Consider the following 13,954-nt stretch of genomic DNA (forward strand, 5'->3'; position numbering starts at 1 on the left):
AAACGTCAGGGAGGGCCCTGCCCGCAGGTCAGCGGCGGTCGCGCCGGTCGAAGTCGCGGTCGCGGCGCTCGCGCCGGTCGGCCCCGTCGAAGCGGCGCTCGCCGCCGCCGTCGCCGTCCCGGTCCCGGCGTACGGTCGCCTTGCGACCCTTGATGGTGCTGCCGCGCAGCCCCGCGATCACCTCGTCGGCGAGGGTGTGGGGCACCTCCACCAGCGAGAACCGGTCGGCGATCTCGATCGAGCCGATGTCCCGGCCGCTGACCCGGGTCTCGCCGGTGATGGCGCCCACCAGGTCCTGCGGGCGGACCCCGGCGCGCCGGCCCAGCCCGATGAAGACCTGGGTCATCCCGCCCGTGCGGGGCCGGCCGGGACCAGCCCGGCGCTCGCCCCGGCCGCCGGCCTCCGGCCGCCCCTCGCGCGGGCCCCGGACGGGGACCTGGGGGATCTCCTCCTCGTCGTCCGAGCCCGGCGACGTCGCCTCGTGGGCCAGCTTCACCGCCGCGAGGGCCACCTCGACCAGGTCGAACTCGTCGGTCAACGACTCGACGATCGCCCGGTACGGGTCGAGGTCGTCCTCCAGCAGGCTCTCCCGCAGGGCGCCCTGGGTCAGCTCCAGCCGCCGGGTGCGCATGTCCGCCACCGTCGGGATCCGGTCGATGGTGATGCGCTGCCCGGTGACCCGCTCGATCGTCTTGAGCATTCGGTGCTCGCGCGGCTCGGCGAGGGTGATCGCCACGCCCTCCCGCCCGGCCCGGCCCACCCGGCCGATGCGGTGCACGTACGACTCGGGCGCCGACGGGACGTCGTAGTTGACCACGTGGGTGAGCTGCTCGACGTCCAGACCCCGGGCGGCCACGTCCGTGGCCACCAGCAGGTCCGCGGTGCCCGTACGCAGGCGGCCCATCACCCGGTCGCGCTGCTCCTGGCTCATCCCGCCGTGCAGCGCCTCGGCCCGGTAACCCCGGCCGTTCATGGTCTCGGTGAGCCGGTCGACCTCCTCGCGGCTGCGGCAGAAGACGATCGCCGCGGTGGGGGACTCGACGTCCAGCACCCGGCCCAGCGCCGCCGGCTTGTGCGCCCGGGCGACGATGTACGCGCTCTGCCGCACCCGGGGCGCCTCGCCGGCCACCGGCTGCTCCCGGGCGATGAGGATGCGTACGGGGTCGGTCAGGTGCTTGCGGGCCAGCCCGTCGATGCGCGCCGGCATCGTCGCCGAGAAGAGAACCGTCTGCCGCTGCTCCGGCGCGTGCTCCAGGATCGCCTCGATGTCCTCGGCGAAGCCCATGTCGAGCATCTCGTCGGCCTCGTCGAGCACCACCGTGGCCAGCGAGCCGAGGTCGAGCGTGCCCCGGGCGATGTGGTCCAGCGCCCGGCCCGGGGTGGCGACCACGACGTCGACCCCGAGATCGAGGGCGCGCAGCTGACGGCCGATCGGCTGCCCGCCGTAGATGGGCAGCACCCGCGCACCCAGGTCCTTGCCGTAGCGGTGGAACGCCTCGGAGACCTGCACCGCCAGCTCCCGGGTGGGCACCAGCACGAGCGCCACCGGGGCGCCGCCGGGCCGGTCGTCGGGCATCCGGTGCAGCAGCGGCAGCGCGAAGGCGGCCGTCTTGCCCGTACCCGTCGCGGCCTGGCCCAGCAGGTCCCGACCGGCCAGCAGCGGCGGGATGGCCTCCCGCTGGATCGGGGTGGGCTCCTCGTAGCCGAGGGCGGTCAGCGCGCCCAGCAACTCGGCGCGTAGTCCGAGATCCGCGAAGGCGCTCGTGTCGTCGAGGGCGTCGGGGCCGGGCTCGGTGGGCGGGTCGTGCCGTACGGGTGCGGAACTCATGCCGTCAAGTTTTTCATCACCGCCGAGACGCCGTTTCGCCGACCGGCACAACAGCCACCTGCGCGGGTCCGGTGCCCTGCTCCGGCGGCTAGCCTGGCGGCGTGCGTACGGTCGAACTGGTCTGCTCGCCCGACCTGGAGGCCGCGGTGCGCGGCGCCTGGGAGCGGCTCGCCGCAGCGGGGCTGCCCAGCCTGGCCCGCAACGCCCACCCGACGAACCGGCCGCACCTGACCCTCGCCGCCGTCGACGGGTTCCCGCCCGGTGCCCGGCGGCGGTTGGCCGACCTGTTCGACGCCGCGCTGCCGCTGCCGGTGCGCCTGGACCGGATCGCCGTGCTCGACGGCAGCGCCCCGCTGGTGTGGCTGGTGCACCCGTCACCGGAACTGACCGCACTGCACGCGGCGGTCTGGGACGTCCTCGCCACGGCCCCGGGGCAGCGCCCCTGGCACGCGCCGGGGCGCTGGCGGCCGCACCTGAGCCTGGCGCTGCGCTTCCGTACCGCCGACCGCCGGCTGGCCCGCGCGGTGGCGGGGGTCGACCGCCCCGACGGCGCCTTCGTCGCCGGGCGCAGCTACGACGGGGAGAGCAGGACGGTCGACCCGCTCGGCGGCGCCGGCCCGTGAACGGCCCCTCGCCGCGGGCCGCCCGCAGCGGCGGGGACCGACCGAGGCGGGACGACGGGATGCCCTGTCGGTGGGCACCACGACGTGCCCGTGCCAGCATGGGCCGGTGACCACCACCGCCGCGTCCGGCCCGGGGCTGGCCCGGCTCGCCGCCCTGCTCGCCGACGACACCCGGGCCCGCTTCTGTCTGGCCCTGCTGGACGGCCGGGCGTGGACGGCCGGAGAGTTGGCCCGGCTCGCCGGCGTGGCGCCGTCCACCGCCAGCGACCACCTCACCCGGCTGGTCCGGGGCGGGCTGCTGGTCGAGCAGCGACAGGGGCGGCACCGCTACGTCCGGCTCGCCGGCCCCTCGGTGGCCCAGTTGATCGAGGATCTGGCCGGCCACGCCCCGGCCCCACCCCCGACCGCCGACTCGTTGCGCGCCGTCCGGGCCGGTGCCGCCCTGGCGTACGCCCGCACCTGTTACGACCACCTGGCCGGCCGCCTCGGGGTGCTGCTGCGTGACGCGTTGCTCGCCCGCCGGCTGCTCGACGACAGCGACGGGCTGGCCCTGACCCCGGCCGGGCGGGACTGGCTGGCCGGGCTCGGGGTTCTGGTCGCACCGCTGCGGGCCGCCCGCCGTCCCCTGGTCCGCGACTGCCTGGACTGGACCGAGCGCCGCCCGCACCTGGCCGGGGCGCTGGGCGCCGCACTGTGCGACCGCTTCTTCGCGGCGGGCTGGCTCACCAGGGGCGCCGGCCGGGCGGTCCGGTTGACCCCGGCCGGCGGCCCCGCGCTGGCCGCCGCCCTCGGCCTCGCCCCGGCGGACCTCGCGCCGGAGGCGACCCGCGACACCGGCGGCGGCCGCGCCTGAGCGGAGAACCGTCCCACGACGGTTCGGCCGGTACCGAACCGACCCGGCCGTACGGTCGCGGCGTGATCGTCGATGAGCTCGTCATCCCACCCGCACCCGGCACACCGTCCTGCGGCCCGCCCGTCCTCGACCCCGACACCGGCTGGACGGTGACCCGGCACGCCGACGTGTGGGCCGTGCTCACCGATCCGGCCTGCCAGGTTCCCGTCGCCGGGGACGGGCCACCGGGCACCCTGGCCTGGCTGCGCGGTGCCGTCAGCCGGTTCAGCACGCCGGAGCGGCACCCCGCGCGCCGGGCGGTCGGCGTGGCCGCCCTGGCCGCTGTGGACCCCGACGAGCTGCGCGTCGAAGCCGCGCGGCTGACCGGGGACGCGCTCGACCGCGCCGGTGACCGCCTGGACGTGATGGCCGTGCTCGCGCGGCGCGTACCGCTGCGGGTGCTGGCGGCCCGGCTGGGGCTCGCCGATCCGGACGCGGTGGTGCCGGCGGTGACCGCGGTAGCCGCCGCCTACCACCCCGGCGCGGACGCCGCGCGCGTCGCCGCCGCCGACGCCGCGGTGGCGACGCTGCTGGCGATGGGGCTGCCGGGCCCGCCCGAGGCGGTGGCGAACCGGATCGGCCTGCTGGTCCAGGCGTGCGACGCCACGGCCGGGCTGGTCGGCGCCGCCGCCCGGCACGGGCTGGCGTTGCCGCCGACCGTGCCGACCACCGAACTGCTCGCCGAGGTGCTCCGGCTCGATCCGCCGGTGCGCGGCACCCGGCGGGTGACGGTCGCGCCGGTCCGGCTGTCCGGTGCCGATCTCCCGCCGGGCGACGAGGTCCTGCTGCGGTTCGACGCGGCCAACCGCGACCCGGCGGCACACGGTGACCCGGACCGCTTCGTGCCCGGCCGCCCCGGTGCGTCGCTGACCTTCGGCGCGGGCCCGCGCGGCTGCCCCGGGCAGCGGCACGCGCCCGCCCTGGCAGCCGGGGTGGTGGACGTGCTGCGCCGCCGGTACCGCGTCGTCGCCGCACCCGCGACCCACGAACCGCACGCGCTGCTGCGCGTCCCGACGAGTGTCGAGGTGGTGTCCCGATGAACGACCGCTGCGCCGCCTTCCGCGCCCTGCACCACGCCGGCCGGCCGCTGCTGCTGCCCAACGTCTGGGACCATGCCAGCGCCGCCGCGTTCGCCGCGCGCGGCTACCCGGCGGTCGGCACCACCAGCCTGGGCGTCGCCGCGTCCGCCGGCCTGCCGGACGGGGCGGCCGCGACCCGGGCGGAGAACGTGCGCCTGGCCCGGATGCTGTGTCACCTGCCGGTGCTGGTGACCGTCGACGTGGAGGCGGGGTGTGCCGACGACCCGGCGGCCGTCGCCGAGCTGGCGGTGGAGCTGGCCGCGCACGGGGTGGTCGGCATCAACCTTGAGGACGGCCGTGCTGACGGCACCCTCGATTCCGCCGAGCTGACGGCGGCGAAGGTGGCCGCCGTCAAGGCCGCCGCACCGCAGGTGTTCGTCAACGCCCGCACCGACACGTGGTGGCTCGGCCTGCCCGATCCGCTGCCGGAGACCCTGCGCCGGGCCCACGCCTACGAGGCGGCCGGGGCCGACGGGATCTTCGTACCGGGAACGCCGGACGCCGACACGGTCGCGGCGCTGGTCGCGGAGATCGGCGCGCCGCTCAACGTGCTGTACCGGCCGGGCGGCCCCACCCTCGACGAGCTGCGCGCGCTCGGCGTGGCCCGGGTCAGCACGGGCTCGCTGCTGTTCCGGGCCGCGTTCGGGGCCGCCCTGGACACCCTGGACGCGGTCCGCTCCGGTGCCACCCTGCCCACCCGACCGCCCTCGTACGACGAGGTGCAGCGGTTGAGCGCTCCGTCCCGACCGTGACCGTTCGTGCTCGGCGGGACCGTCGGCCGCCCGGTAGGAGTAAATAGGAGGATTGTTCGGGCTCATCCCGTCACGTCTGATTACGGTGTGCACAGGGCAATGCACACCGTGACGTCGTGACGGGAGAGAGGACCCGACCATGCGAGTGCCCAGCCGAAGCCCGCGACAGCAGCCTGGTTCCTCCGCCACGTCCGCCGCCCCGACCCGGCGGCGCGCGTTCGCCACGCCGTCGAGGCCCGCCGCGCCGGACCTCGACGCCTACCGCGCGGCCGTGGCAGAGCTGCTGGTGGAGGTCGGCGCCCTCGCCGGGGCGTCCTGCGCCACCGCCCGGCAGGTGCTGATCGACGAACGGCTGCGCGAGCCCGCGATCGCCGCCGTGCTCGACGCCACCCCGCAGGGCCTCGTCGGCGCCCGCGAGACGCTGTTGCTAGAGATGGCCCGCTACCAGCCGAACGCGCGCAGCTCCGCCGCCGACCTCACCGCACTGGTCCGGATCTACCTGCTCTCCCGCGTCGACGTGATGTGGTGGCCCGACAGCCCCACCTTCCGCACCGACGCCCAGGTCGACGCCAGTCCCGAGCTGGTCGACCTGGAGTGGCTGCGCCGGCGGGACCTGCTGCGCTTCCGCTACACCGAGCAGCCGCGGACGCTGCTCGGGCGCGGCATGCGGGCGGCCCGGCGCCGGTTGTGGCCCGACGCCACCCCGCGTACCGCCGGGCTGCGGTTCCGGCGCGCCCGCCGGGAGGTGGTGGCACTGCTCAACGACGTCGCCCGGGAACTCGCCGCCAGCAGCCCGCCCGCCACTCCGCCCCTGTGGGTGACCAGCCTGGTCCGCAGCGTGGAGCACCAGCACCGGCTGCGCCGACTCGGGTACGCCGCCATGGTGCCCAGCGGCCACTGCCTCGGCTGGGCGGTCGACGTCGAGATGGCATGGTTCGCCCGGTTCGGCGTCCGGGACACCCTGGCCGAGCTGCTGCTGGCCCGGCAGCGCGCCGGCGAGGTCAACGTGGTCGACGAGGGGCAGGCGTGGCACCTGTGCCTCGCACCGTCGGCGCGCCGTCGGCTGCGCCGGGCGTACGAAGCCGAGATGGGGGTCTGAGACCGATGTGCGGCATCGCGTTGAGCCTCGGCCCCGAGGCCGATCCGACGATCTTCCGGCGGATGCTCGCCACCCTCGACCCGCGCGGCGAGGTCACCGAGACCCGCTACGAGAACGGCCTGCTCACCGGCACCCGCCGGCTGCCGATCGTGGACCGGGACCGGGCCGGGCAGCCGTGGGCCTCCGCCGACGAACGATGGCTGCTCTGCTACAACGGCGAGGTCTTCAACCACCACGAGCTGCGCGCCGAGCTGATCCGGCTCGGACACCACTTCCGCAGCGCCAGCGACACCGAGGTGGTGCTCGCCGCCTTCCTGCGGTGGGGCGAGGACATGGTGACCCGGCTGCGCGGCGAGTACGCCTTCGCCGTCGTGGAGCGGGCCACCGGCCGGGCCTACCTGGTCCGGGACCCGCTCGGCGTCAAGCCGCTGTACTGGACCCGCACGCCCGGCTGCCTGCACGTCGCCAGTGAGGTCAAGGCCCTGGTCGGGCACCGCACCCCGATCGTCGAGGTGCCGCCCGGGCACCACGGGTGGGCCGAGCCCGACGGCTCGGTCCGGCTGCGCGCGTACGTCGACCTGCTCACCCTCGGCGACGGGCTGCCGGTGGTGGGCGACCCGGACGAGGCCGCCCTGCTCGTCCGTGCCGCCCTCACCGACAGCATCCGGATGCGGGTGGACACCGACCTCACCGTGGGGGTGGTGCTCTCCGGCGGGCTGGACAGTTCGCTGGCCCTGCTGCACGTGCGCGAGATGCACCCCGACTGCGTGGCGGTCACGGTCGGGGTGCCCGACAGCCCCGACGTGGCGTACGCGCGCCGGCTGGCGAAGGACCTGGGGGTGCCCCACGAGGTGGTCGAGCTGCGCCCCCGGGACATCCGCCTGGCCGACATCCGGGAGGCCATCCGGATGTCCGAGCTGACCGAGTACGGCGACATCATCAACGCCGTGGTCACCGTGCCGCTGTTCCGTCGGCTGCGCGAGCTGGGCGTGAAGGTGGTGCTCACCGGGGACGGCTCGGACGAACTCTTCGGCGGCTACCCGATGTACCACGAGGTGGGCCCCGAGGCGTCCCGCCGGCTCTTCCTGCACAAGATCCGCAACCTCTGCCGTACGGAGTTGCAGCGCGTCGACCGGGCCAGCATGGGGCACGGTGTGGAGGCCCGCGTGCCCTTTCTCGACCTGAGCCTGGTCGAGCTGGCGATGCGGCTGCCGATCGGGCTGAAGATGCGCGAGGGGCAGGAGAAGTGGATCGTCCGACGGGCCTTCGCCGACCTGCTGCCCGACTACGTCCGGCGCCGGCCGAAGAACCCGATGTCGTACTCCTCGGGGCTGCACGAGCGGGCCCGGCTCTACAAGCCGCTCTTCGCGCGGCTGCACCGCTCGTTCGGCTACCACCTGCTCGAACCGGTGCGCCGCGACTTCGACTCCGTGCTGACCCGGTGCGGCAACGACCTGGACCGGGCCATCGCCGACGGCCGCGCGCGGCCGGACTACACGGTGCTGGAGCACGCCCGCGACCTGGTGGGCGCGGCGAAGTGGAACGCCGCCCCGATGGTGCGCCGGCTGGTCGGACCGCGCCGTACCCGGGGCGACGAGGCGCCGCTGCCGGGCTGACGGCACACTCCCCGCGCGGACCGGCACTCCTCGCGCCCGGCGAAGGATCAACCGACGCGGCGGCGGGTAGTGCTCCGGCATGACGGGACTGGACGTGATGGTGGTGGGGCAGGTGGCCCGGGACCTCGTGCTGCTGGTGGACGAGGTCCCGGAGGCCGGTGGCACCGCCCCGGTACGGCGGCGGCGCGAACTGCTCGGCGGCAAGGGGGCCAACCAGGCCGTCGGGCTGGCGCAGCTCGTCGCCGCCGTCGGCCTGCTCGGGGGCCGGCCGGCGTTGACCCCCGAGGTGATCCGCGCGCAGCTCGACCGGATCCCGGCCGGCTGACCGGCACCGCACCGCCAGCCCGCCTCGGGCCGCCGCCGGGTCCGCTCGTCCACACAGGAGTGTTTTCCGTCGCCGGGGCACGGGTATCCCGCAAGCCTGACCGAGAGGCGGGTGACCGACATGAAGCGCAACCAGTACCACGTCGTGCCGAACGACGGCGGCTGGAAGGTCGAGCAGGGCAACCAGGTCGTCGGCACGTTCGACACCAAGCAGCTCGCCGTCGAGGCCGGGCGCCGGGCGGCGCACGGCAACGAGCCGAGCCAGCTCGTCGTGCACACCTCCGACGGGAAGATCGAGACGGAGTACACCTACCAGAACGATCCGTACCCGCCGGCCGGCTGACCGCCGCGCCGCTCATCGACGCGGCCGGCAACCGCCGCCGCGTCCGAGTCGGACACGAACGGGCCCGACCCCCGTGCGGGGGTCGGGCCCGTCGGCGGTGACTACCAGCCCAGGTAGCTGGGCTGGGTCTGCACGTTCAGCTCGCGGTACCGGACGAGGTTCGCCGTCCAGGTCCGCCAGTCGGTCAGCTTCAGGACGTCGAGGCCCTTGACCATGTCGTTGGAGTAGATGTAGCCGTTGTAGTAGTACGCGGACCAGGTGCCACCGCCGACGAGTCGGTCGGCCGAGAGCGGGCCCCGCTCCCAGAACGCGATCTCCTTCGGGTTGGCCGAGTCGGTGAAGTCCCAGACGGAGATGCCGCCCTGGTACCACGCCTGGACCATGATGTCGCGCCCGAGCACCGGGATCAGCGAGCCGTTGTGCGCCACGCAGTTCTCGGTGTCGGCGTTCATCCGGGGGATCTTGTAGTAGCTGCGGAAGACCATCGTCCGGGCGTTGCCGCGACCGGTGATGTCGTAGATGGCGTCGGCGCCCCGGTCGGGTCCGATCGCCTCGTTGCAGGTGGCCGCCCCGCCGCCGCCCAGCTCGTCGGTGAAGACCACCTTGGTGCCGGCGTTGTTGAACGTGGCCGAGTGCCAGAACGCGAAGTTGACGGTGTCCCGGACCCGGTTGATCAGCCGGGGGGCCTCCCGGTTCGAGATGTCCATCAGGATGCCGTCACCCATGCACGCGCCGGCGGCGAGGTTCTTCTCCGGGTAGGCGGTGATGTCGTGGCAACCGGTGGTCGCCGAACCGCCGGGACGCCCCTCGTAGCCGCCGTCCGGGAAGAGGTTCGGGGTGGCCACCACCGCCGCGTCCGTGGGCGAGGCGACCGGGACCTTCACGATGGAGATGGAGTCGTGCGGGGGCTGGCAGTCGGGGAACTCGGCGCGCGGGCTGTACGAGGAGACGTACAGGTAGACGGTCCTGCGGTCCTTGCCCGGCACGAGGGTGTGGGTGTGCGATCCGCAGGCCGTCTCCACCGACTTGATGTAGCGGGGACTGGCCTTGTCGCTGATGTCGAAGACCTTGATGCCCTCCCAGGACGCCTTCTCCGTCGCCGGCGCGCTGGTGCTGTTGCAGGAGTCGTCGCTGCGCGAGGAGTCGGTGGAGAGGAACAGCAGGTCACCGTGGACGGAGATGTCGTTCTGCGACCCGGGGCAGTAGACCTGCGCCACCACCGTCGGCGCGGTCGGCCGGGAGATGTCGTAGATGACGAAGCCGTTGTAGTTGCCGGCGAAGGCGTATCGGCCCTGGAAGGCGAGGTCGCTGTTCGTGGCGTCCAGCGGCGCCTGCTTCGGCAGGTTGGCGACCTGCTGGAGGTTGGGGCTGCTGACGATCTCGTCGACGCCGGGGATGGTGTTGGTGGTGCCCGACGGGGCGGACGGCGTCGCCGCGCCGGCACTTCCTGGTGCGGCGGTGGCGACGCTGGCGAGGAGTAGGCCGGCCGCGGCCAGGCTCACGGTGGTGAGCCGCCTGGCTCGCAGGGTGCGGAAACTGATCATCGGCGATGCCCTTCGCAGGGGGATGGCGATTGTGGACACCTTACCGGCCGAAGAGTTCCATCGATGTGTCCTGAATCACATTAAAGCCCACCCGTCGATGTATAGCATCGCCATGACCTCTACCGGAGGAAGTGGTTTCATGACCAACCGCCGCGCGCGAGTCCTCGCCGTCGTCATATCCGCGTGTCTGCTGGCGGTGGTGGTGGTCGCCCTGTTCCGCTCCGCCGACGAGCCGACCGTGACGCCGGCGGGACAGGCCGCCCCGACGTCCGCCCCGGCCGAGCCGAGCCGGCCCCCGGTGATCGTTCCCGGCCGTCCCGGCGAGACCGCCGCGATCCGGCCCGCCGAGGAACTGCGCGACGCGACCACGTCCCGGCACAACTCGATGGACGTCTGGTTCGTCAGGATGATGATCCCACACCACGCCCAGGCGCTGGAGATGGCGGAACTGGCCGGCGACCGCGCCGGCGACCCGGCCCTGCGCGCCCTCGCCGAACGGATCCGGGCCAGCCAGGGGCCGGAGATCGGCATGATGCGGGGCTGGTTGCAGGCGCGCGGGCTCTCCACCGAGGTGACCGGGCACGACCACGGCACCATGCGGGGCATGCAGACGCCCGAGGCCATCCGGCAACTCGCGGCGGCGCGGGGCGCCGAGTTCGACCGGCTCCTCGTACGGATGATGACGGAGCACCACCAGGGCGCGGTCCAGATGGCCACGGACCTGCTCAAGGTCGGCGCCGACCTCACCCTCTCGGAGTTCGCCAACTCCGTCGCCACCGAGCAGACCGTCGAGATCGACCGGATGCGGGAGCTGCTGGGCTGACCCGGGCGGCCCGACCCGGCGCGGTGACATCCGCCGGCCGGTCCCGCCGGGCGGCGGGACCGGCCAGCGGTGCCGGGCCTACAGGCGCTCCACCACGGGGCCGGCGCAGCGGTTGCGGGTGTCGAAGACGTACCGGGCGTGCCGGGTCACCAGGTCGTAGTCGAAGTCGTCGTGGTCGGTGACCACCACGACCGCGTCCGCCGCCGCGACCTCCCGTTCGGTCAGGTCCACCACGAGCACGCCGTCGGGGATCTGGTGCGCCTCCGCGTAGGGCTCCACCGCCCGGACGTCCGCGCCGAGGGCCCGCAGGCGGCGGGCGACGTCGACGGCGGGGGAGTCCCGCATGTCGCCGGTGTTCTTCTTGTACGCCAGCCCGAGCAGCAGCAGCCGGGCCCCGCTGACGGTACGGCCGGTCCGGTTCAACCCGTTCATGATCCGTTGGGCCACGTGCTCGGGCATCTCGTGGTTGACGTCGTTGGCCAGTTCGATGAACCGGAACTGCCGCCCGAGGCGCCGCTTGACCTGCCAGGACAGGTAGCACGGGTCGATCGGCAGGCAGTGCCCGCCGACCCCCGGGCCGGGTCGGAACGGCATGAAGCCGAACGGCTTGGTCTCCGCCGCCTCGATCGCCTGCCAGACGTCGATGTCGAGGTGGTGGGAGAGCATCGTCAGCTCGTTGATCAGCGCGATGTTCACCTGGCGGAACGTGTTCTCGATGAGTTTGGTCAGCTCCGCCACCCGGGTGGAGTCCACCGGCACGGTCCGCTCCACCAGCCGGCGGTAGAACCCGTCCACCCGGGCGAGCGCGGCCTCGTCGATCCCGGAGACCACCTTCGGGGTGTTCTCAAGCCGCCAGGTTCGGTTGCCCGGGTCGATCCGCTCGGGGCTGTAGCCGAGGTGGAACTCGCCCGGGCTGTGCAGGCCGCTGGCCGACTCCAGTAGCGGACGCAGCAGCTCCTCGGTGGTGCCGGGGTAGGTGGTGGACTCCAGGATCACCGTGCAGCCCGGCCGCACGTACGGGCCGATGCCGATGCCGGCCTGCTCCACGAAGCTGAGGTCGGGGGTGCCGTCGCGCAGCGGCGTGGGCACCGTGATCACGCAGATGTCGAAGCCCTCCGCGTCGGTGTACGCCGTGCTCGGCCGGTACCGGCCGCTGCCCAGCGCCCGGCCGAGCCGGTCGGCGGGGATGTCCTCGACGAACGACTCGCCCGACGCGAGCCGCTTGACCCGGTCGGAGTCGACGTCGAGGCCGACCACGTCCAGGCCGGCCTCGACGGCTCGCATCGCGAGCGGCAGTCCGACGTACCCCTGGCCGATCACGACCAACTTCTCAACGCTCACCCGGGCTCCCGAGGCAGACGGCGGAAAGAACCTGTTCGGGAGCCTAGAGCGATCTGTGTGCCCGTACGTCCGGTTTGGGGATATCGGTGCCGGTGAGACGAGCGCAGCGTCAGCGCGGGGGTCACGTCGCGCGGCCCGCCGGGGCGCGTGGACCCCGGGTGGGTGTCGAACGGCCGGGCCCGTGTCCGCCGCGCCCTGGCAGGTGGACCGCCGCCCGGGCGGGGTCAGCCCGCCGGCGGGTTGGCCGGCTCGCCCGGGGTGCTCTGCGTCTCGGTCGGCTCCGCCACCGGCGGCGTGCTCTGCGTGGGGACGACGCTGGGCGACGGGCCCGGCGGGTCGGCCGTGCCGGAGGGGTCCGGGGAGGCCGGTGCCCCGGATCCGCTGGGCTGGGGAGAGGCCGGGACCGCGGTCGCCGACGGCGAAGGGCTGGAGGTGGCGCCGGTGGGCCGGAACGGGCGGCCGGGGCTGACGGGCTCGGTCTCCTGCTCCGTCGGCGCCTGCTCGTCGTCGCTCGGCTCCGTGGCCGGGGTGGTCGCCTGCGGGACCTTGACCGCCGGTGCGTCGGCCTCGCCGGACGCGCCGAGCGCCGCGCCCAGCCCCGCCAGCGCCACCAGCACCGCCGTCGCCGCACCGACGAGGGTGCCGCGCCGGCGACGCCGGCTGGCGGTCGCGGCGACCTGCGTGTCGGTGCGGGTGCCCGGGGCGATGCCGCCCGCCGACGCGGCGGCGGGCACCATGGCGGTCGGCGCGGAGGGGTCGGAGACGGCCGCGCGGGCGGCCTCCGCCATCGCCGCCGCGCTGCTGAAGCGCTCCGCCGGGTCCTTGGCCAGGGCGCGGGAGACCAGCGCGCGGACCGCCTCCGGAACGTGGTGCGGCAGCTCCGGCGGCTCGTCGTCGAGGTGGCGTACGGCGACCTGCAACGGGTTGTCGCCGGTGAACGGCGGGCTGCCGCTGAGGCAGCAGTAGGCCACGGCGCCGAGGGCGTAGATGTCGGTCGCACCCGACACCGGCCGGCCGGCCGCCTGCTCGGGCGCCATGTAGAGCGCGGTGCCGGGCACCGCGTTCGTGCTGGTGATGCTGGTGACGTTGGTCGACCGGGCGACGCCGAAGTCGACCAGCACGACGCTGCCGTCCTCCTGCACCAGCAGGTTGCTCGGCTTGACGTCGCGGTGCACGATGCCGCCGAGGTGCGCGGCGTGCAGCGCCTGGGCGACCTGCGCCACGATCGCCATCGTCTCGGCCACGTCGAGGTGCCCGGCGGCCTCGATCCGCTTCGACAGCGGCTGGCCGGTCACGAACTCCATGACCAGGTAGTCGGCCCGGCTGCCGTCGGGCAGGTCGTCCTCGCCGCAGTCGAAGACCTGGACGATGCCCGGGTGGCGCAGGGCCGCCATGATCCGGGCCTCGGCGCGGAAACGGGCGATGAAGTCGGGGTCGGAGACCAGCGCCGGCAGCAGGACCTTGACCGCGACCTGTCGGCCGAGGACGAGGTCCTTGCCCCGCCAGACGTCGCCCATGCCGCCCGTGGCGACACGCTCGTCCAGGCGGTAGCGACCGCTGAGTACGACCTCCGATGACAACACAGCACCACCGTACCCAGACCGGCCGGGATCGGCGCGCCGCCGGTCGCCCCGCCCGGGCCGCACGGGCCACGGAACGGGGGCGGCGGAACCCCTTCGGCCTCGGATAC

At 74.4% G+C, this 13,954-nt stretch carries 13 protein-coding genes; 9 read left to right on the plus strand and 4 right to left on the minus strand.

Translation table 11 applies throughout. The features are described from left to right. Positions 1 to 28 precede the first annotated feature (28 nt). The gene (locus tag ACGFIG_RS26000) at positions 29 to 1,828 is read right to left on the minus strand and encodes a DEAD/DEAH box helicase (RefSeq protein WP_393007120.1); all 1,800 of its coding nucleotides are present in this window, start codon (positions 1,826 to 1,828) and stop codon (positions 29 to 31) included. Positions 1,829 to 1,929: 101 nt separating this feature from the next. On the opposite strand from ACGFIG_RS26000, the gene ACGFIG_RS26005 reads away from it, so the two are divergent. The 8 genes from ACGFIG_RS26005 (at position 1,930) to ACGFIG_RS26040 (ending at position 8,556) form a co-directional block, all read left to right on the plus strand. Then, positions 1,930 to 2,451 (plus strand): 2'-5' RNA ligase family protein, encoded by a 522-nt coding sequence (locus tag ACGFIG_RS26005; protein ID WP_393007122.1) that lies wholly within the window; start codon positions 1,930 to 1,932, stop codon positions 2,449 to 2,451. A 106-nt stretch (positions 2,452 to 2,557) separates the two neighbouring features. Then, positions 2,558 to 3,304, plus strand: coding sequence for an ArsR/SmtB family transcription factor (locus tag ACGFIG_RS26010; RefSeq protein ID WP_393007124.1), 747 nt, complete (start codon positions 2,558 to 2,560; stop codon positions 3,302 to 3,304). 62 nt (positions 3,305 to 3,366) lie between these two features. Further along, entirely contained in the window at positions 3,367 to 4,383 is a 1,017-nt protein-coding gene (locus ACGFIG_RS26015) for a cytochrome P450 (protein WP_393007126.1), read from the plus strand. Next, the gene (locus ACGFIG_RS26020; RefSeq protein ID WP_393007128.1) at positions 4,380 to 5,174 is read left to right on the plus strand and encodes an isocitrate lyase/phosphoenolpyruvate mutase family protein; all 795 of its coding nucleotides are present in this window, start codon (positions 4,380 to 4,382) and stop codon (positions 5,172 to 5,174) included. The genes ACGFIG_RS26015 and ACGFIG_RS26020 overlap by 4 nt, the downstream gene beginning before the upstream one ends. 139 nt (positions 5,175 to 5,313) lie before the next feature. Further along, positions 5,314 to 6,273 (plus strand): hypothetical protein, encoded by a 960-nt coding sequence (locus tag ACGFIG_RS26025; RefSeq protein ID WP_393007130.1) that lies wholly within the window; start codon positions 5,314 to 5,316, stop codon positions 6,271 to 6,273. A gap of 5 nt (positions 6,274 to 6,278) precedes the next feature. Then, entirely contained in the window at positions 6,279 to 7,889 is a 1,611-nt protein-coding gene (locus tag ACGFIG_RS26030) for an asparagine synthetase B family protein (RefSeq protein ID WP_393007132.1), read from the plus strand. Positions 7,890 to 7,968: 79 nt separating this feature from the next. Continuing rightward, positions 7,969 to 8,214 (plus strand): PfkB family carbohydrate kinase, encoded by a 246-nt coding sequence (locus ACGFIG_RS26035; protein ID WP_393007134.1) that lies wholly within the window; start codon positions 7,969 to 7,971, stop codon positions 8,212 to 8,214. A 120-nt stretch (positions 8,215 to 8,334) separates the two neighbouring features. Continuing rightward, positions 8,335 to 8,556, plus strand: coding sequence for a DUF2188 domain-containing protein (locus tag ACGFIG_RS26040; RefSeq protein WP_393007407.1), 222 nt, complete (start codon positions 8,335 to 8,337; stop codon positions 8,554 to 8,556). A 101-nt stretch (positions 8,557 to 8,657) separates the two neighbouring features. On the opposite strand, the gene ACGFIG_RS26045 is transcribed toward ACGFIG_RS26040, so the two are convergent. Further along, positions 8,658 to 10,100, minus strand: a complete 1,443-nt coding sequence (locus ACGFIG_RS26045) for an LVIVD repeat-containing protein (protein ID WP_393007136.1) — start codon at positions 10,098 to 10,100, stop codon at positions 8,658 to 8,660. Between the two features lie 139 nt (positions 10,101 to 10,239). On the opposite strand from ACGFIG_RS26045, the gene ACGFIG_RS26050 reads away from it, so the two are divergent. Then, positions 10,240 to 10,923: a DUF305 domain-containing protein gene (locus ACGFIG_RS26050; protein WP_393007138.1), complete on the plus strand. Its 684-nt coding sequence runs from the start codon at positions 10,240 to 10,242 to the stop codon at positions 10,921 to 10,923. Between the two features lie 78 nt (positions 10,924 to 11,001). Here the strand turns inward: ACGFIG_RS26050 and ACGFIG_RS26055 are convergent, their stop codons facing one another. Together ACGFIG_RS26055 and ACGFIG_RS26060 are read right to left on the minus strand one after the other, a co-directional pair. Then, positions 11,002 to 12,264 (minus strand): nucleotide sugar dehydrogenase, encoded by a 1,263-nt coding sequence (locus tag ACGFIG_RS26055; RefSeq protein ID WP_393007140.1) that lies wholly within the window; start codon positions 12,262 to 12,264, stop codon positions 11,002 to 11,004. 224 nt (positions 12,265 to 12,488) lie between these two features. Beyond that, entirely contained in the window at positions 12,489 to 13,847 is a 1,359-nt protein-coding gene (locus ACGFIG_RS26060) for a protein kinase (protein ID WP_393007142.1), read from the minus strand. Between the last annotated feature and the right edge of the window lie 107 nt (positions 13,848 to 13,954).

The sequence above is a fragment of the Micromonospora sp. NPDC049048 genome, from assembly GCF_043197615.1.
In the GTDB taxonomy this organism is placed as follows: Bacteria; Actinomycetota; Actinomycetes; order Mycobacteriales; family Micromonosporaceae; genus Micromonospora.

What these genes read in the sequence shown, in the direction of transcription:
- ACGFIG_RS26000 (WP_393007120.1), bottom strand. Translation starts at nt 1,828, where the DNA reads ATGAGTTCCGCACCCGTACGGCACGACCCGCCCACCGAGCCCGGCCCC.
- ACGFIG_RS26020 (WP_393007128.1), top strand. Translation starts at nt 4,380, where the DNA reads ATGAACGACCGCTGCGCCGCCTTCCGCGCCCTGCACCACGCCGGCCGG.
- ACGFIG_RS26025 (WP_393007130.1), top strand. Translation starts at nt 5,314, where the DNA reads ATGCGAGTGCCCAGCCGAAGCCCGCGACAGCAGCCTGGTTCCTCCGCC.
- ACGFIG_RS26030 (WP_393007132.1), top strand. Translation starts at nt 6,279, where the DNA reads ATGTGCGGCATCGCGTTGAGCCTCGGCCCCGAGGCCGATCCGACGATC.
- ACGFIG_RS26035 (WP_393007134.1), top strand. Translation starts at nt 7,969, where the DNA reads ATGACGGGACTGGACGTGATGGTGGTGGGGCAGGTGGCCCGGGACCTC.
- ACGFIG_RS26040 (WP_393007407.1), top strand. Translation starts at nt 8,335, where the DNA reads ATGAAGCGCAACCAGTACCACGTCGTGCCGAACGACGGCGGCTGGAAG.
- ACGFIG_RS26045 (WP_393007136.1), bottom strand. Translation starts at nt 10,100, where the DNA reads ATGATCAGTTTCCGCACCCTGCGAGCCAGGCGGCTCACCACCGTGAGC.
- ACGFIG_RS26050 (WP_393007138.1), top strand. Translation starts at nt 10,240, where the DNA reads ATGACCAACCGCCGCGCGCGAGTCCTCGCCGTCGTCATATCCGCGTGT.